The sequence below is a fragment of the Gracilibacillus kekensis genome, from assembly GCF_900143085.1.
GTDB classification, from domain to species: Bacteria; Bacillota; Bacilli; order Bacillales; family Amphibacillaceae; genus Gracilibacillus; species Gracilibacillus kekensis.
Genome location: NZ_FRCZ01000001.1, coordinates 212412 through 230626, shown reverse-complemented (window position 1 = coordinate 230626; position 18215 = coordinate 212412). Strand labels below are relative to the sequence as shown.

At 35.7% G+C, this 18215-nt stretch carries 23 protein-coding genes and 1 riboswitch; of the genes, 10 read left to right on the top strand and 13 right to left on the bottom strand.

Annotated features, from left to right (window positions below; genetic code table 11):
* Positions 1–397: 397 nt before the first annotated feature.
* From BUC25_RS01190 to BUC25_RS19660, 3 genes are read right to left on the bottom strand one after another with little or no spacing between them, the layout of a single operon-like run.
* Positions 398–997: a DedA family protein gene (locus BUC25_RS01190; RefSeq protein ID WP_073198889.1), complete on the bottom strand. Its 600-nt coding sequence runs from the start codon at positions 995–997 to the stop codon at positions 398–400.
* Positions 998–1008: 11 nt separating this feature from the next.
* Positions 1009–1407, bottom strand: coding sequence for a GNAT family N-acetyltransferase (locus tag BUC25_RS01185; RefSeq protein WP_073198887.1), 399 nt, complete (start codon positions 1405–1407; stop codon positions 1009–1011).
* A gap of 57 nt (positions 1408–1464) precedes the next feature.
* The gene (locus BUC25_RS19660) at positions 1465–1599 is read right to left on the bottom strand and encodes a hypothetical protein (RefSeq protein ID WP_280174029.1); all 135 of its coding nucleotides are present in this window, start codon (positions 1597–1599) and stop codon (positions 1465–1467) included.
* 216 nt (positions 1600–1815) lie between these two features.
* Here BUC25_RS19660 and BUC25_RS01180 point away from each other — a divergent pair, with 216 nt between their 5' ends.
* Positions 1816–2865, top strand: coding sequence for a flavin-containing monooxygenase (locus BUC25_RS01180; RefSeq protein WP_139251745.1), 1050 nt, complete (start codon positions 1816–1818; stop codon positions 2863–2865).
* Positions 2866–2886: 21 nt separating this feature from the next.
* Here BUC25_RS01180 and BUC25_RS01175 read toward each other — a convergent pair whose 3' ends face one another.
* The 7 genes from BUC25_RS01175 to BUC25_RS01145 form a co-directional block, all read right to left on the bottom strand.
* Entirely contained in the window at positions 2887–3237 is a 351-nt protein-coding gene (locus BUC25_RS01175; protein ID WP_073198885.1) for a VOC family protein, read from the bottom strand.
* A gap of 65 nt (positions 3238–3302) precedes the next feature.
* Complete coding sequence (locus BUC25_RS01170; RefSeq protein ID WP_342039380.1) at positions 3303–4541, bottom strand: hydrolase; 1239 nt, start codon at positions 4539–4541, stop codon at positions 3303–3305.
* A gap of 86 nt (positions 4542–4627) precedes the next feature.
* Positions 4628–5635 (bottom strand): peptidylprolyl isomerase, encoded by a 1008-nt coding sequence (locus BUC25_RS01165; RefSeq protein ID WP_073198883.1) that lies wholly within the window; start codon positions 5633–5635, stop codon positions 4628–4630.
* Between the two features lie 116 nt (positions 5636–5751).
* Positions 5752–5931 (bottom strand): hypothetical protein, encoded by a 180-nt coding sequence (locus BUC25_RS19505; RefSeq protein WP_073198881.1) that lies wholly within the window; start codon positions 5929–5931, stop codon positions 5752–5754.
* Between the two features lie 230 nt (positions 5932–6161).
* Positions 6162–6701 (bottom strand): metalloprotease family protein, encoded by a 540-nt coding sequence (locus tag BUC25_RS01155; protein WP_073198878.1) that lies wholly within the window; start codon positions 6699–6701, stop codon positions 6162–6164.
* A gap of 187 nt (positions 6702–6888) precedes the next feature.
* Positions 6889–7254, bottom strand: a complete 366-nt coding sequence (locus BUC25_RS01150) for a YtxH domain-containing protein (RefSeq protein ID WP_073198876.1) — start codon at positions 7252–7254, stop codon at positions 6889–6891.
* A 69-nt stretch (positions 7255–7323) separates the two neighbouring features.
* On the bottom strand, positions 7324–7743 hold the full coding sequence (locus BUC25_RS01145; RefSeq protein WP_073198874.1) for an HIT family protein: 420 nt from the start codon (positions 7741–7743) through the stop codon (positions 7324–7326).
* 758 nt (positions 7744–8501) lie between these two features.
* Between BUC25_RS01145 and BUC25_RS01140 the strand changes: the two genes are divergently transcribed.
* Positions 8502–9248, top strand: coding sequence for an ABC transporter ATP-binding protein (locus BUC25_RS01140; RefSeq protein WP_073198872.1), 747 nt, complete (start codon positions 8502–8504; stop codon positions 9246–9248).
* Entirely contained in the window at positions 9241–10458 is a 1218-nt protein-coding gene (locus BUC25_RS01135; protein ID WP_073198870.1) for an ABC transporter permease, read from the top strand. The genes BUC25_RS01140 and BUC25_RS01135 overlap by 8 nt, the downstream gene beginning before the upstream one ends.
* 42 nt (positions 10459–10500) lie before the next feature.
* Here the strand turns inward: BUC25_RS01135 and BUC25_RS01130 are convergent, their stop codons facing one another.
* Together BUC25_RS01130 and BUC25_RS01125 are read right to left on the bottom strand one after the other, a co-directional pair.
* Positions 10501–11670 carry a M20 family metallopeptidase gene (locus BUC25_RS01130; protein ID WP_073198868.1) on the bottom strand — a complete coding sequence of 390 codons (1170 nt, stop codon included), beginning with the start codon at positions 11668–11670 and terminating at the stop codon, positions 10501–10503.
* A 128-nt stretch (positions 11671–11798) separates the two neighbouring features.
* A complete protein-coding gene (locus BUC25_RS01125) occupies positions 11799–12275 on the bottom strand; it encodes a ferritin-like domain-containing protein (RefSeq protein WP_425292862.1) in 477 nt (158 codons plus the stop codon).
* 96 nt (positions 12276–12371) lie between these two features.
* A riboswitch (TPP riboswitch) is annotated at positions 12372–12472 on the top strand.
* An 81-nt stretch (positions 12473–12553) separates the two neighbouring features.
* Here BUC25_RS01125 and tenI point away from each other — a divergent pair.
* From tenI to BUC25_RS01090, 7 genes are all read left to right on the top strand, one after another.
* A complete protein-coding gene (gene tenI / locus BUC25_RS01120) occupies positions 12554–13177 on the top strand; it encodes a thiazole tautomerase TenI (RefSeq protein WP_342039379.1) in 624 nt (207 codons plus the stop codon).
* Positions 13174–14292, top strand: coding sequence for a glycine oxidase ThiO (gene thiO, locus BUC25_RS01115; protein ID WP_073198864.1), 1119 nt, complete (start codon positions 13174–13176; stop codon positions 14290–14292). The genes tenI and thiO overlap by 4 nt, the downstream gene beginning before the upstream one ends.
* Before the next feature lie 13 nt (positions 14293–14305).
* The gene (gene thiS / locus BUC25_RS01110; RefSeq protein WP_073198862.1) at positions 14306–14509 is read left to right on the top strand and encodes a sulfur carrier protein ThiS; all 204 of its coding nucleotides are present in this window, start codon (positions 14306–14308) and stop codon (positions 14507–14509) included.
* A 3-nt stretch (positions 14510–14512) separates the two neighbouring features.
* Positions 14513–15283 carry a thiazole synthase gene (locus tag BUC25_RS01105; RefSeq protein ID WP_073198860.1) on the top strand — a complete coding sequence of 257 codons (771 nt, stop codon included), beginning with the start codon at positions 14513–14515 and terminating at the stop codon, positions 15281–15283.
* Complete coding sequence (locus tag BUC25_RS01100; protein ID WP_073200396.1) at positions 15276–16295, top strand: MoeB/ThiF family adenylyltransferase; 1020 nt, start codon at positions 15276–15278, stop codon at positions 16293–16295. Before BUC25_RS01105 ends, BUC25_RS01100 begins: the two co-directional genes overlap by 8 nt.
* 95 nt (positions 16296–16390) lie before the next feature.
* Entirely contained in the window at positions 16391–16813 is a 423-nt protein-coding gene (locus BUC25_RS01095; RefSeq protein WP_073198859.1) for a disulfide oxidoreductase, read from the top strand.
* A gap of 10 nt (positions 16814–16823) precedes the next feature.
* Positions 16824–17297 carry a thioredoxin family protein gene (locus BUC25_RS01090; protein ID WP_073200388.1) on the top strand — a complete coding sequence of 158 codons (474 nt, stop codon included), beginning with the start codon at positions 16824–16826 and terminating at the stop codon, positions 17295–17297.
* A gap of 375 nt (positions 17298–17672) precedes the next feature.
* Here BUC25_RS01090 and BUC25_RS01085 read toward each other — a convergent pair whose 3' ends face one another.
* Complete coding sequence (locus BUC25_RS01085) at positions 17673–18170, bottom strand: hypothetical protein (protein WP_073198857.1); 498 nt, start codon at positions 18168–18170, stop codon at positions 17673–17675.
* Between the last annotated feature and the right edge of the window lie 45 nt (positions 18171–18215).

Below are 18215 nucleotides of genomic sequence, written 5' to 3'. Positions count from 1 at the left end.
TGTAACTATTAGTCGAAGTAGTAATTTTGAAATGATAGATTTACTAGATATTCGCTGCGGCTGTCCACTTCCCTTTCCACGGGTTTTTCTCCTCAGCTAACTTTGGTAAGCAAGACCACTTACCAAAGTGGATCTTCGGATAAAAACTTCCCGCAGGAGTGAAAGTGGACGCCTCCGCTGCGAATAGATGCTACAACGATTGTGGAAGCTGTCATTTTGAGTTTTCTAATATTATTTCATTTAAATGATGTGTCATTGTAGAACTATACCTAGCGAATTGCGCAAGTCGTATCGGTTTTTACGTGCAAATTTAATGTTGAAATAATCAAATCATTCATGGCACATTATCCTTAAATAGAGCAACAATTTATATTGAATATTTATCGTTTGAAGGAATTTATTTTCTGCGTACTAGTTTTAGAAGAATGATAATTACTAAAACAGACAACAACAAATAAATAACAGTGGAATAAACCTCGAGATAGTGTAAGATATTCTCCCAAGAGGCGCCTAGGGTAGCTCCTACAAAAACTAATACCGTATTCCATATGAGTGTGCCAAGGGTAGTAAATAATAAAAATAAACCAATGTTCATGTGAGACATGCCAGCAGGAATTGAGATTAAACTTCTGATAAGAGGGACAAACCGGCAAAAGAATATCGTCCAGTAACCATGTTTATCAAACCACTTATCTGCCTTATAAATATCCTCTCTTTTTACTCGAAGAATATGTCCCCATTTACCTATTATTTTCTCCAATCGTGCTACATCCATTTGTAATCCAATACTATATAGAATGATCGCACCTAAAACAGAACCGGCAGTAGAGGCGGAAATAACTCCAACAATATGTAAAGAAGAAGTGGTCGTGAGAAAGCCGCCAAAGGTAAGAATTATTTCAGAAGGGATCGGTGGGAAAATGTTTTCAATAGCGATTAAAAACATAATCCCTATGTAGCCGTAATCATTCATGATTTGGATTAACCATTGTTCCATTATAATCTCCTTTATTTCTTTATCATACAATCTTTTTCTTTAAAGTTAAATTTCCGATAAAAATCATGGGCATCTTTCGTAGCAAGTGCAAATTTCGTATTAATAAGATCTGGATGTTGAATCATACACTCTATTAGCCATGTGCCAATGCCTTTTCCCTGATAATTTGAATTAATCACCACATCCAATATCCAGGAAAATACAGCTTGATCAGAAACAATGCGACCGAAGCCTATTTGATTGTTATTATGGTAAACTCCAAATACATAGGAATTCTCTATACTTTTTTCAATCGTTTTAATGGAACGGTCTTTAGCCCAGTATGTAGGGGAAAGCAGGTTATACACAGTCTGAATATTAATTAAAGTTCTATCATCGCTTATTAAAAATTCGTCTTTATAGACTTCCAAATAGCTTCTTCCTTTCTGAGGTATAATTTCTCCTTTTAATGTAAAATGTGTAGTGATTTACTGATTTCTCGTTTCCTTTAATAACTCTATCACTCTCTGATTTTGTTGAATCATCTCATTGTTCTGATTTCTTATCTTCGTTAAATCGAATGTTAAAATTAATAAAATAATAAATAATATGATAAATATCATAACGTCACCTCATAACCAATTGTTATAGCTTATTTTAGCATAATATTACCATTGTTGTTAGTTGTTTCAAAAAAATCAGTGCTGTAGTCGTGTTAAGATTCTTGGTCATCTTGAGCACCAGACGTAAAGAGATAAAACATAAGTATTTTATTTACTTTTACTCATTTTTCTGTATAATAACATTCAAATGAACATTTGAATGTTAGGAGGGCTCATTTGAATCAATATAAAGTAATTATTGTTGGTGCAGGACAAGCTGGAATTGCAATGGGGTATTATCTTATGAGAGAAAATATATCGTTTGTGATTTTGGATAAAAAGGAAAGAGTAGGTGATTCATGGCGTAATCGCTATGATTCCTTAGTGTTGTTTACTCCTCGTAATTATAGTAGTTTACCAGGTTTGAATATGAAAGGAGCGCCAGATAAATATCCAACAAAAGACGAAATTGCAAAGTATCTAGAAGATTATGTAAGTCATTTTCAATTACCAGTTCGATATAATGTGAGAGTTGAAAAATTAACAAAAACAGAGAAGGGACGATTTCGCCTTATAACAAATAAAGGAATAATGGAAGCTGAAAAAGTTATTGTGGCAACTGGACCATTTCAAACTCCTTTTATTCCAGATGTCTTTCAGAACTCTACAGAAAGACAAACTTCTATTCATTCATCAGATTATAAGTCACCATCTTATATTGATGGTGACTCTGTGTTAGTAGTAGGAGGAGGGAATTCAGGAGCGCAAATTGCTGTAGAATTGTCAAAAATAAAAAAGGTTACCATTGCTGTTAATCATTCTCTGCGATTTTTACCATTACAAATAATTGGGAGAAGTATTTTTGAATGGTTAGACATTTTTGGTTTTTTATTTGCTGAGAGCGATTCACTAAAAGGAAAGTGGTTTCGTAATCAAAAGGATCCTATATTTGGCAATAAATTGAAGTTGTTGATACGAAAGAAACAAGTGACTTTAAAACCGAAAGTCATTAGTGTATCACGCCATATTGTAACTTTTGATGATAGAAGTAAACAGGAATATGATCAAATTATTTGGGCTACAGGATTTAATGCAGATTATCATTGGATTAAGACACCAGATGTAATTTCACCACATGGTAACCCAATCCATAAAAAAGGTGTTTCAGTTATTTCAGGTTTATATTTCATAGGATTGCCTTGGCAATCGCAAAGAGGTTCAGCATTAATTTGTGGGGTGAGTAAGGATGCACAATATTTATTATCAAAAATCCTTCATGAGGCCTGAAACTCAGACCTCACTATTCTTCTAAGGCTGACACATCATTAAATGGTTACCATCAGGATCCTTAAAATTGAAAAATTGGTTAAATTGAATGTTAGATGTTAATTCGATTCCTTTTTCATGAATGTATTGGTAAGATTGTTCAACATTATCTGTATCAAAGTGAAAAAGAGGAGTTTGAATAATCGTTTTTTCACTATAAATCTTACTATCCAGAACAAGGTTTAAATTATTAAACTCTATCACATAAAGATGTCCACCTGGAAACTCATTTGTTGGTTGCACGGCTAATAAATCACAATACCAATCACGGGCTTTTTCAATATCCTTTACCGGAATAAAAATACCTGTAATCTTTTTAGATAATGGAATCATTTAGTACCTCCTTCCTGATAACAATCAGTAGGAAGTCAAAAACTCTAACTGATTGAAGTCTCACTTTATTTTTGATGATCTGCTTCAGTATTTTCATACCTGCTATCTAAGTAATCTACGATGTGGATAAGGTAACCTTCTAGATTAAGAGGTTTTCGAACCGCGCTACCCCATTCTGGTAAACCATGATGGCATAAGATACAGTGTGACATGAGGTGGATTGCTTCCATACTGACCTGGACCTGGTTATGTTCAATTACTTTGGTAAGAAGTAGAACTCCATAAGGAATATGACCAATAGTAACTCCTAATGGATCCATCGCAATTCCAGCTTGTTTCCTTTGGGCATCCTCGATAGTGGCAGTAGGATACAAATAATCGAAAACGTTCATTGATTTCCCAGCATAATCGTATTCTGCCAACTTTCCAATGTCATGGAATAATATACTGGTTATTAAGGCGTTATAGTTGATCTCTTCGTATTTATATTCTCCCATGCCTTGTAACATATGATACAAGTGGTCGATTGCATCTTTCCATACAAATGAAGGTCGTTGGCCATCTTCTTTTAGAGATTCCCAAATTTCCTGTTTATATTGGGTTTCAACTTTATGTATGAGCTTCATAACAGCACGAAATGGATTGTCTTCCTGTATGGTAATGTAGCGGCAAAAACGCATAAGACCAACTGTATGTTTTAATAATCCTCCTAAGTAATTGTGATGAAAACCTTTCGCAGCAGGGCTTATCCGGAAAGATTCCCAAAGTTGATCCATTGCTCGAAGCGCAATCTCTTGATAGGGATTATCTAATGCATACAGATAAGCAAATAATTCTTCTGATAATTGTTGAATATCTTGTTTTGTATAGGCAAGTAGTGTGAATGGATCGATATTTTCTTTACACGGGGTCATGTCATAGATAGTCACACTTTTAAAACCATTAAATTCATCGACTTGACCTCTAATATCAAAGACCCCTGCTTTTTCCAAGATCGGCTGCATGGCTTCTACTTCTCCATTGTTATCCCACATTTTTGCCGAGATATTACCAGATTGGTCACTTAAAGTTATCTTTAAGAAGGATTTATTTGTTTTTGTTTTCTTAACTTCAAAATCATTCAGTAACACACGTGTCTTCACAGGTGTACCTTTTGCTAAATTATTAAGGTCTAAACCTGCAATCTCATCTGGTAAAGCTGGCGGTGGAAAGGAGGATTTAACTTGCTCACGTTGTTCTTCAGTCAGTTCGTAATTGATCGGAATCATGTCGTAAAAATAATTCGCTTTCGTCAACGGTAACACTCCAATTCATTTAAATACGTAGTAGTATAAATATAACACAAAAAAACCCTATCCTCATTCTTGATGAAGATAGGGTTTTTGATTTATTATTCTTGAGTTTCTTCTTCTGTATTATCAGATTCTTCAGCGTTATCTGCTTCCTCTTCTGTACTTTCAGATTCTTCAGTGTTATCTGCTTCCTCTTCTGTACTTTCAGTATCTCCTTCTGCAGGTGCTGCAGGTGTTTCAGGTGCTTCTGGTTGTTTGAATAGATCTTCAAACTCTTCTATTTTAACATCTATTTCAGCATTTGACATTAAATCTTGAATTTTAGTTTGCAATGCTGCTTGATCAATTTTTGTTTGAGCAATTTCTCTGCGTAGTTGATCTTTTACATCTTCTAATGGCTCTACATCTTCTACTTCTACACGATCAGTTACTTTGATGACATGGAATCCATGTTGTGATTGAACAGGCTCACTAATTTCATCGATTTCCAGGTTGTAAGCAGCATCTTCGAATTCAGGGACCATTTTTCCAACACCGAACTCTCCTAGATCTCCACCATTTGCAGCACTACCAGTATCTGTTGAATATTCTTCTGCTAATGCAGCAAAATCTTCGCCATCATTTAATTTCTCAATTACTTGATTTGCTGTTGCTTCATCTTCTACAAGAATATGGCTTGCTACTAAGTTTGTTTGCATTCTTTCATAACGTTTTTGGATTTCCTCGTCTGTTACTTCAACGTCTTCTGTGGCAGCTTTTTCTTGTAAAAGGTTAACACGTAAATCTTCACGGAAAGCATCCTCATCTTCGTATCCACTTTGCGTCAAGACCATTTCAAACTGCTCACCATATTGTTCTTTAAATGTTTCAATTTCTTTATCCACTTCTTCATCAGATACATCATATTTATCTTCAAGAATAGTTTCCAACACCATTTGTTGAAGGACTTGTCCACCATTAGCGGATTTTAATTCTTGATAAAATTCTTCTTTGGTGATATCTCCTGATCCAGTCTCTACTACTGTTTCAGAATCTTCTTCTGAAGAACACGCCGAAAGCGCGAAAATACTTGCTGCAACTGTTGCAGTGATTGCTAATTTTTTCATTGTACCTACACTCCTAATTATTTACTCATGCAATTTTTTACTCTTGCAATAATATAACATACTTTTTATTAAAAAAAACAGTAAATATAGATATTACATTGTTTTTACTAATTTTTTTAGGTATATATTACCTCTACGTAGGAGGACACTAATAATATAGTAATTAAAATATTGATGGTCCGGAAAACGTTTGGTTGTTTTTCTTGGGACATTTCCGTTTGTAAACATAGTCTCATTGTCAATGAGTTAAAAATAAACAATGTGAAAAAAGCAAAAATAACAAAAACAAAAAGCATGAAGCCTACCTCCTTAATCTACTTTAATTACTTTAACAAAAAATCGTAGTTTTGAACAGTATGTCTTCTTTAATTAATAGAAAAAAATGTATATCGATACTATAACATAGGAGTTAATAAGAGAAAAAAATGGTTTGTTATCTTGTAACTCATTAAGGCATAGCCTCACTGCTAACAAATGATTTACTTTAAATATGGATAATTAAAAAAGACCAACGCTATCGTTGGTCTTATCGTGGTATGAGGATATCGTATCCTTTTTCATCGTTAGAAATCACACATTTTTTTGGTGCGTTCCACAGGTGTCTGATATAAAGAAAATCAATATAAGACAGGCTTAAATTAATCGCACCCGCTAATAAGAAATAAGGATAATAAGAAGGTAGAAAATAGCTCCCTACAATACATGGTATCGTTATAATTATTGTCGGTAATAACAATGCTAAAAGTAATACAGGTTTTGTCGTGTGCGAATTTTTACACAAATCGAAATTTGGAATAATCCTCTTTTCCCATGTCCATTTTAGTTTAATTTTTTTATTCATACATTTTAATGGTATGATTCGTATGATTTTATGCATTAAAGGCAATATCGCTATTCCAAAAGCTAACGGGATTAATCCGTGATCTTTTACCAATGCATCTTTATGAATTAAAGTAAATGGCAGATATAATAAAATAAATGATAATAGTCCAAAGATAAAGGAAAGTATTATACTACGATAAAAGCCTAGTTGTTTTGTTAGATTAATGGAATCCCAACAATTCATAGGATCACCCCTTAGTTTTAAAATACATGTTTCAAATAACACTACATGACTATAGTATGTTTCGTATTAAAAATCAACCGTTTTTTTGTAAAAAAAATAAGTAAACGATTACATGTAATTGCATTAACATCATTAAGAAAGCTAAAAACTAAAAAGAGTTGGCATTTGCCAACTCTTAGGGTGATTATTATTCCGTTTGAGATTTTGTCTTATCCTCTAATTCTTTAAGGCTCTCTTCAATTTGTGTTAAATATTTTTGTATGTTTTTTTGATGAGGCTCCACTGTTTTTTTCCAAGATTCAATTGATTCTTTTACATCAGCAGAAAGGTCTTTAATTAAGGCTGCACCTTCTTTGGAGGTTTTGGTGATTTGCTCTTTAAGATCAACACCCTCTGTTCTCAGGTTATTAATATAGTGTACTGCTTTATCACTTTTTACTTTTACATCTGTCCTTAATTCTTTACCTGCTTTAGGTGTACTTAAAAGTGTGGCAGCAGCGCTTACTATTCCACCTGCAAGCATACCGATTAATAATGACTTACTGTTAATCATTCCGAACACTCCTTTCATATATATAACATTCTCTTTTTTAGAGACAATCAAACCAGTTTTTTTAAAAAATTAGATGTTATTGTTGATGGAAGAGGCAATGTCAACCAAATTATATTTATCTTCATGTGTTTCCCACTTTGCATCAAATCCATCTTGCTCATCATATCGTGGGATAAGATGTATATGTAAGTGAAATACAGATTGCCCAGCAGCTTCACCATTGTTATTAAGTATATTAATACCAGCTGGCTGAAATGTTTCTTTTAACGCATTTGCAATTCTCGGAACACGAGCGAATAATGTCGAAGCAATTTCATCATTCGTTTCATAAATGTTTTTGGTATGATGTTTCGGTATAACTAATGTGTGTCCTTTCGTTACCTGACTAATATCAAGAAAAGCAAGAACATCTTCGTCTTCATAAACTTTTGCTGATGGTATTTCGCCATCGATAATTTTGCAAAAGATACAATCGGAATGCTTAGTCATTTATCTCACTCCTTTTATAAATAAGTCTTTTTTCTCATTATACATTATTTTGCGGTTCCTTTAAAATGCTAACTATAAAAAAATAGCAGGAGTGCTATAAAACGATCTCTCGTTTAACAGCACTTCCTGCTTGAAGGAGACAAGTCAGTTCTTTTTCACAAAAATCGGGGAAGATTTTTGTTAGAAAAAGGTCGTTCTATACATTTGAAAGGATTGATACGACTCATAGCAAGCAAGAGTAAATCTTCACTTTACTAAATTCATGCAACGAAAGGCTTTCGCCATTTCATAAACTGGTTTTTAATCAAGCTTTTTTATTGCTTCCTTGCCCCTTCATGATATAGTTTGTTCAAAATCATTTTCTTTATGCACATCATTCGAAGTTTTAAATCTTCAATGTCAGATAAATTGTTATATCGCCTAAAAGAAGAAGGTCACACCAGCGTTTTTGTCCAATAAATATATATATCGCCCAAAAAAAGAGTCTCGCACCGGCTCTAGTGTCCGATAAAAGTGTATATCGCCCAAAAGAGAGTCGTGCACCAGCTCTAATGTCCGATAAAAGCATATATCGCCCAAAAGAAGAGTCGTGCACCAGCTTTAATGTCCGATAAAATATATACCACCAAAAAAGATGAAGTAGCATCAGCTGAAAGACTAGTTCAATGTTTCTTTTTCTAATACTAAAAGAATTTGGTATAATGGATAGCAATTGGTAATACTTTTTGGATAAGTAATTAAAGAAGGGACGTTAGGGAATGGAACCTTTATTACATATTAAGAATTTAGAAGGAGGTTATACGCATAAGAATGTTTTGCATGGCATTTCTTTTGACGTAAAACCGAATGAAATTGTCGGATTAATTGGCTTAAATGGTGCTGGAAAAAGTACCACCATTAAACATGTCATTGGTTTAATGCAAGCTAAGAGTGGGGAAGTTTCAATAAAAGGTAAATCATTTCAAGAGGCCCCTGAAAGCTATCGAAACTATTTTTCATATATTCCGGAAATGCCAGTGTTATATGATGAGTTAACGTTAGAAGAACATTTACGTTTGACTGCGATGGCCTATCAAATCCCGGAAGATGTCTACCAGAGAAGAGTGACCCCTTTACTAAAAGAGTTTCGTTTAGAAAAAAAACTGAAGTTATTTCCGATTCACTTTTCGAAAGGTATGAGACAAAAAGTGATGATTATGTGTGCCTTTTTAGTTGAGCCTGATTTATATATCGTGGATGAACCATTTGTTGGTCTTGACCCATTGGGGATTCAATCTTATTTACAGCTGATGGATCAAATGAAGGAAAAAGGGGCAGGTGTGTTAATGTCAACACACATTTTAGCAACGGCAGAACGTTATTGTGACAGGTTTGTCATTTTACATGATGGTCTAATCAGGGCAAAAGGTACTTTAGAAGAATTGCGAAAGTCTTTTGATCGACCAGAAGCGACATTGGATGATCTATATATTCAATTGACGAAAGAAGCCGATTCTTATGCTTAATGCTCATCAATTGTTTACCGATCGCTTATCCGCTCATATAAAAGAGCTTAGTCGTTATTTAAGGTATATTGTGACAGGACATATTGTCATAGCTATGGTATTTATTGTGTCCGCCATGTCGGTTTATTATCAGCAGTTCTTAGAGAATATACCAAGTTATTTCCCATCGGCATGGGTAATTGCATTCGTATTAGGATTGGTAACTGCTCATAGTCCGATTCAGACTTTATTAAAAAAGGCTGACATTGTATTTCTAATACCTGCTGAACATCTTTTGCAAGGTTATTTTATTCGGACATTGGTTTATAGTTATGTTACGCAGATTTATTTGTTTATTTTAGCAATTGCAGCAATTGCCCCACTTTATGCAGCTGCTTTTCCAAATCAGGATACACCAGCATACGGAATGTTGTTTATCGTTTTGTTAATTGTGAAGGCATGGAGTTTGGTTGCGAATTGGTGGATGCTTCGTGTTAGAGATAAAAATACAAGGCTAATCGATAAAATCGTTCGTTTTGCTTTAATAGTAACATTAATTTATTTTTTTATTGGACAAGAAATGCTTTTTTTGGCTATTATTACGGTCTTACTGATCGTTCTTTTTGCAACCAATTACTTAACAGCTAGCAAACAAAAAGCGTTGAATTGGGATTTGTTAATCGAAAGTGATTATTTACGCATGCGTTCTTTCTATCGGTTAGCAAACATGTTTACCGATGTACCACACCTAGAGACACCAGTTAAGAAACGCCATTGGTTAGCTAAAGTTTTAACAAAAGGTATCCCGTTTCAGCAAAAGAATGCTTACCCTTATTTATATCGCTTAACCACTGTTAGAAGTGGCGAATATTTAGGGATATATCTTAGGTTGTTAGTGATCGGTGGTCTGTTGATTTATTTTGTTCCAAATCAATGGCTAAAATTGATATTCGCTCTTCTTTTTATCTATATGATCTTTTTACAAATCGTGCCATTATGGAAACATCACGCTACATTGGTTTGGCTGGATTTGTATCCAATTGCGGAGTCTGTGAGAAAGCAAGCCTTTATGAAATGGATGCAACAATTAATCGTCGTAGTCGCCATCCTTTTTACTTTATTTTTAGTAATAATAGGAGAGTTGGTGATAGGCGCAATGATGGCTGTTGCCAGCTTGCTTTTTGTCTTGGTTGTCATACCGAATTATCTGAGAAAGAAGCTTAAAGTGTAGATGAAAAGCCTCGTTTCCCAATTGAAACGAGGCTTTTTACTTCTATAATTGATTGACATTTAACGTAGCCGCTATTAAGGTTTTGGCCGCTATTTTCATTGCGCGTTCATCAAAATCAAATAATGGATGGTGGTGCGGAACAAAACCATTTTTAATTTGAGCACCGGTGAAGAAAAAGGCACCCGGTTTTTCTTGTAGATAGTAGGCAAAATCTTCCCCTGTCATGCTAGGTTCGACCATTTCAGCTTTTTCTACATCTTCCACCGACTTTGCCGCCACTAAAACCTTCTCGGCATGCTCTGGATCATTCACAACAGGCTGATAACCTTTTGCATAATCGAACTGATAATCTACATCATAAGCAGTACAGGTACCTTTAATGATCTTTGCCATCTCATCGATAATAAATTGCTGCAGACTTTGATCAAAAGTTCTTACTGTTCCCTCAATTGTTGTGGAGTCTGGAATCACATTATAAGCATTTCCGGCATGGAAGGAACCTATCGAAAGCACTGCTGTATCTAATGGGTCGATCCTTCTGCTAATAATTTGTTGCAGGTTTGTTACTATTTGGGAACCGACAACGATAGGATCTTTTGTTTGGTGGGGCATGCCTCCATGACCACCTTTTCCTTGAATATTTATTGTGAATTTATCTGCTGCCGCCATAAAATTACCTGGCGCTGTTTGGACGACGCCATAGGGTGTATTCGTCCAGAGATGTGTACCATATACCACATCCACATTATCAAGAACGCCTTCCTTTATCATCGGTTGGGCCCCACCAGGCGCTAGTTCTTCGGCATGTTGATGAATAAATACAACATTGCCAGCAAGTTCATGCTGATATTTTTTAAGCACTTTTGCAACAGCAAGTAATGTGGTTGTATGACCGTCATGCCCACATGCATGCATCACACCATGATTCTGTGATTTGTATGCTGCCGTCTTTTCATCCTGAATGGGAAGACCATCAAAGTCAGCTCGAAGTGCCACTGTTTTTCCAGTCTTGGCACCTTGTAATGTAGCGACTACACCGTTATCTCCAACATTCGCTTGGAAAGGTATATTAAGAAGTTTATATTGATCTTGGATAAATGCTGCGGTTTTGAATTCATAAAAGGAAAGTTCAGGGTATTGATGTAAATATCTCCGCATTTGAACCATTTCATCGTATAATTGATCAATTTCCTGGAATAATATCTCGCGCATTTTGTCACCCCTGATTGTTTTATATCTAGTATATCATAGACTTATAGGCTTTCTCATGTGAAAAAGAAAACAGCCTCCAAGAATGGAAGCTGCTCATTTATTTTAAAAAAAGGGAAGGGGTTAGTTCATTATTGAAAACTAGGATCTGCTAATAATCGTTGTGTTTCTTCTTTATGTTTTGTTTCATCTGCAATCATATCTTCAAGTTGTACAACAAGCTCTGTAAAGCCTAATTCATCTGCTTGTTGTTTTCTTACTTCATAGCGTTCAATGGTTTCTTTTTCAGCTTTAAAGGTAGCTTCGAGCATCTCTTTTACATCTGTCAGCTGTTCTACCGTAGCAGGTGTTGTGGTTGGTGTACCACCTAATGTTTTAATTTTATCGGATAAATATAAAGCATGTCCGATTTCATCGTTTATTTCATCTTCAAAAAAAGGTTTTAATGAAGAACGATATAGTCCTGATACAACGGAAGCATGATACGTATACATAATGGTTGCTGCATATTCATTAGCTAAATCTTCGTTTAAACCATCGAGTAAAGCTTGTAATTTTTGTTGATCTTGTGCCATTTCTACAACATCCTTTCTAAATATTGTTTCCATTATATGTCTACCCTTCTTTTTGTTAATTAAACATAAATATTTGCTATTGGCTTATTTTTCATACTATGTTATCCTTTTCCTGTATAATAAAATACGATTGAACACTAGGGGAGCCATTAAGTGGCTGAGACGAAAAATTCGGACCCTTTGAACCTGATCTGGTTAACACTAGCGTAGGGAAGTGGTAAGAGAGCGAATGATCAACGAGCTTTTACTAAATGCCACTTGTCCATACTGGATGAGTGGCATTTTTGCTTCCTATACTCGATGAAGGAGGAATGGCTGACATGAAAGGAATACACCTTATTACCAATGGGAAATTAACCGAAAAGGAACTTCAGGACCTACCCTTTTTACAGCATGATGTTGATTATATCCATATTCGAGAAAAATCCAAAACAGCTCAAGAAATACAAACTATTGTATCTTTTTTGTTAGAAAAAGGGGTACCTAAACAAAAACTAATCATTAATGACAGGGTGGATATTGCTGCCATCAACAACTGCCATGGGGTTCAGCTCGCTTACCATAGCTTACCTGTTGACGTAGTAAAAGGGACTTTTCCAGAGCTTTCTATTGGTAAATCTGTACATTCATTAGAAGAAGCGGTTCATGCTGAAAAGGCTGGAGCTAACTTCATCATATATGGCCATATCTTCCATAGTTTATCAAAAAAAGGACTTTCCCCACAGGGAATAAGTCGATTACAAGAGATAACACAGTCTGTTTCGATTCCTGTAGTTGCGATTGGTGGAATAACACCAGAAAATGCGCAAGCGGTATTAAAAGCAGGTGCTAGTGGAATTGCCGTTATGTCAGGGGTCTGGAATGCAGCCGATCCGTTGGAGATTTTAAAACAATACCAGAGTGTGTTCAATAATGGGGAGGGGGGAAGGCATTGACTAATCAATTTGATCAAATCATTGTTGGTGGTGGAATAATGGGAGTATCGATCGCCTATCAATTAAGCAAAAGAGGCTACCGTGTGCTCGTTTTGGAAGCAAAAGAGATCGGTGCTGAGGCATCCAGTGCAGCGGCAGGGATGTTAGGAGTACAAATGGAATTCAAAGCGGATTCACCATTATTTCAATTTGCCAGAGAAAGCAGATCGCTTTTTCCGGAATTGGCAAAAGATCTAAAAAAAGAAAGTGGCATCGATATTCAATTCCAAGAAAAAGGTGCTTACAAGCTCATCTACAGTGAAGAGGACCAAAATCATTTAGAAGATATTGTACAATTTCAAACGAATCACGGCATTGAGGCAACGATTGTTAGACCTGAGGAAATAAGAGAAAGTGAATTATCTCGTGATTTTTATTTAGCTCTTGATTGTCCAAAAGAAGGGCAAGTCTCCGCTCCACATTTAACAAAGGCATTTGCAATCGCAGCTGAAGCTTATGGGGCAACAATATTTGAGGATAGTGAGGTTCAGCAGTTAGTCATCGAACAAAACAAAGTATCAGGTGTGAAGGTAAGTGAACAATATTATACAGCGGATCAAGTCATTATCACTTCTGGATTTAAGAGCGATCAGTTCAAAAAATACATTCCAGCTTTAGATATCACACCTGTTAAAGGAGAATGTCTCTCGGTTAAAACAAGAGAACCGTTAATTCAATCTACTATTTTTACCGATGATTGCTATCTCGTTCCCAAGCAAGGAAATCGAATCATTATTGGTGCGACCTCAAAACCTGAGCAATTGGATAAACAAGTGGAAGTAGCAAGTGTCCTAAAACTATTAAACAGTGCTAAAAGAGTCGTACCAAACATAAGTAGTGCTTCTATTGAAAATATATGGGCAGGAATAAGACCATTAGCAAAAAAGGGGTCACCATTTTTAGGGGAAGTGCCAGAAACATCAGGCCTTTTTGTTGCAACAGGACATTATCGTAATGGCATTTTATTAGCGCCAAAAACATCACTATTCATTGCTGATTTACTAGAAGGTATATCAGATGAGCCAGACTATATTCGAGCTTTTTCCTTGACTAGCGATTGTCAACTATCTGTATAAAGGAGGATAACCATTGGGAATTATCGTAAACGGTGAAAGTCTAGAGTTGAATCAAAGGATAGAAACGGTAGAAGATTTGTTAGGACATTTACAATTAAAGAAGAAATCATTAATTGTCGAGCATAACCAAACGATTTTGAAAATGGAACAACATGATAAAGCGAAAGTAACAGAAGGTGACCGGTTTGAAATCGTACATTTTGTTGGAGGAGGATAAACAATGCTTAAAATAGGAAAAGAACAATTTAATTCACGTTTATTTTTGGGAACAGGTAAATATCCTGATTATGATATTCAAAAGAAAGCCGTAGACGTTTCAGAAACAGAAGTACTTACCTTTTCGGTGAGACGTATGAATATCTTTGATCCAGACCAGCCTAATTTTTTAGAAAAAATCGAGCTGAATAAGTATCGTTTTTTACCAAATACTGCAGGAGCAAAAGATGCTGAAGAAGCGGTTAGGATAGCAAAATTAGCAAATGCTTCAGGACTTTGTGACATGGTGAAAGTGGAAGTGATCGGGTGTCCTAAAACGCTCTTACCTGATCCTGTTGAGACATTAAAGGCAACTGAAATATTGCTTGCAGATGGCTTTACTGTTTTACCATATACTTCAGATGATGTAGTGCTTGCAAGAAAATTAGAAGAACTTGGTGCACATGCGATTATGCCTGGTGCTTCACCGATAGGATCCGGACAGGGGATTATTAATCCACTTAATTTGCAATTTATTATCGAACAAGCGAACGTTCCTGTAATTGTTGATGCTGGTATTGGTTCGCCGAAGGATGCAGCCTATGCAATGGAATTAGGAGCGGATGGTGTATTACTAAATACGGCTGTTTCAGGCGCACGTAATCCGGTACAAATGGCTGAGGCTATGAAGCTGGCGATAGAGGCTGGTCGGTTAGGTTACTTGGCTGGAAGGATTGATAAAAAAACATATGCAGTAGCAAGCAGTCCAGAGGATGGGATCAGTGTTGGTGGATAATCGATATTCTCGGCAAATTTTATTTGATCCAATTGGAGAAAAAGGTCAAGAATGTATTCAAAATAGCCACGTTTTGATTATAGGTGTAGGTGCCCTTGGTTCAAGTAGTTCTGAAATGCTTGTAAGAGCAGGTGTAGGGACGATTACACTTATGGACAGGGATTATGTAGAGGAAAGTAATCTTCAGCGCCAACAGCTATTTACAGAAGCAGATGTCGAAAATAAAACCCCAAAAGTAATTGCAGCTAAAAATAGATTGCAAAAAATCAATAGTCAAACAAAAATAGATGCACAGCTTACCGACGCAGGGGTAGAGGAACTGGAAGCAATTGTACCTGACGTGGATGTGGTCATTGATGCTACAGATAATTTCGATACAAGGCTGATCATTAATGATGTTTGTCAAAAATATCATACACCTTGGATATATGGTGCATGTGTTGCGAGTTATGGTGTAACATTCACTGTCTTACCAGATGAAACGCCATGCTTGCAATGTATAATGGACCATATTCCAAGTGATGGTGCCACATGTGATACGGTTGGTATTATCAGTCCAACGGTTCAGAAGGTAGTTGCTCATCAAGTAACGGAAGTGTTAAAGTTATTAACCGGGAATACTGAGGCTCTTTCTGGTAAATTGGTAGCTTTTGATTTATGGAAGAATCAGCAAATGGAGTTAGAAGTTGCTTCATTAAAAGATGACAGTTGTCCATCCTGTGTTAAGAAAATTTATCCCAATTTGGACTACCAATCCCAATTGAAGACGGCTGTCTTGTGTGGGCGAAACACGGTACAGATCAGAGCAGGAAAACACAGAAACTTCCATTTTGATGATTTTAAAATGCATTTGAAGCAAACGAACTTAATCAATTATCTTGAAAATCCATATCTTATTTCCTTTGAAATCAATGAGTTTCGAGTAGTGGTATTTCATGATGGCAGAACGTTGATCCATGGTACTAAAAATATTCAAGAAGCAAAAAAAATCTATTATCGATTTGTTGGTTGAAGCAGTCTTAATGACTGCTTCCTTTTTTTCATAAATCATTTCTTTGTTTTTATAGACGGTGTATGTATAATAAATGTGAAAGGGGAATGTGAAAAATGGACAAGAAAAAAGACACATTGCTTTTTATTGCATGGGCACAAAGCTTAGTCGCAATGATGGGTAGCTTATTTTATTCCGAAGTTATGGGATACATACCGTGTGAATTGTGCTGGTATCAACGCATCTTGATGTACCCACTTGTAGTAATATATGGATATGCATTATATAAAAAAAACATACGTTTTGCGTTTCCAGGACTCATTTTGAGCGGGATCGGTATTTTAGTATCTACGTATCATTATTTGATCCAAAAAGTTCCTAGCTTACAGGACGCAGGAAGTGCTTGTGGTGTCGTTCCATGTAATGGTACGTATGTAAATTATTTCGGATTTATTACCATTCCTTTTCAAGCATTGATAGCATTTCTTGTTATCTTTAGCATTCACGCCTATTTAATGGTTCAACAAAGGAGAGTTTAAAGTGAAAAAAATGATTATATTTGTACTAGTGCTCGTTTTGATCTTTGGAGGACTAATACTTGTCGTCAATTATCAAAATTCGAAACAACTAGACGGGGTTGATAACCCTTATGGTAAAACAGATTTAAATCAAACGACGATTGATCAATTAGACGATGAGATCTATCAAAATCAAATATTGCCTGATGAACTGGCAGAAAGACTTGAAAATGGCGAAGATACTACCGTTTATTTCTATGATCCTAACTGTTCTCATTGTCAAAAAACAACGCCTGTACTTGTCCCAATTGCAGAGGAATATGAAGTGAATTTAGTAAAAATGAATTTGGAAGAGTTCAAAGATCAGGGGAATGTTTACAACATTCAATCAACACCAACAATGATACACTTTGAAAATGGACAGGAATCAGCAAGAATAGTAGGAGAGCAACCACAACAGAATTTCGAAAACTTTTTTGAAACAGAAGTATTAGAATCTGAATAGTGAAAAGAGGCTGATTGCGCATCAGCCTCTTTTATATTTTAAAAATTATGTGCTTTTCTCAATTTGAATGTCATCGGCATAACAGCCGAAAACATCGGTTGAAATGCCGACGAGAAGCAGTCTCATCTGCAAAAAGCAGAAAACATAAATTGAAATGCCGATGAGGGGTGGTCTCATCGGGATAAAAGCAGAAAACATCGATTGAAATGCCGACGAGAAGCAGTCTCATCTGCAAAAAGCAGAAAACATAAATTGAAATGCCGATGAGGGGTGGTCTCATCGGGATAAAAGCAGAAAACATCGATCGAAATGCCGACGAGCAGCGGTCTCATCGGCATAAAAGCAGAAAACATCGAACGAAATGCCGATTAGTTTTTATTCTTCCTCTTCTCCAAATTCTTCCTCTTCTCCAACGTCAAAAGTCTCAGTATAGACCTCCCCAGAAATATAAGAATCCTTTTTCTTAGTTGGTAAAGGCTCAGTGCTTTTCCATTTCTGAAAATACTTCTGTTCCTGCCATTCCACTAATAAAATATAAGAGTGTCCACGTTCTGGTTGTAAGATTCTCGAAGCAATCACGCCATCAACTAGAGTGATTTCTTTTACTTTTTGTTTAAAATCCATTTCAAAAATTGGCTTCCCTTCCTCTGTTACAGGGAGGTGTGACATGCTGCAAAAACCTGTTTCTGTTAAAGTCCCAACTTTTTCAAGAACATGATAATCTCTACTCGATTCAAAAATAGTTGGTTTTGTATCTTCATAATAGGCAACCGTTTTGACTCCGTTGTGTAAAAGAAGAAAAGGTGAGGTGTGTTGCTTTTCTTTTAATTTTTCTAAAAATGGATAAGTTCCATTCGTCATATAAGCTTTCACAATCGATCTCCTCCAATCTTAGATTAATTATAACATTCGTCTCTT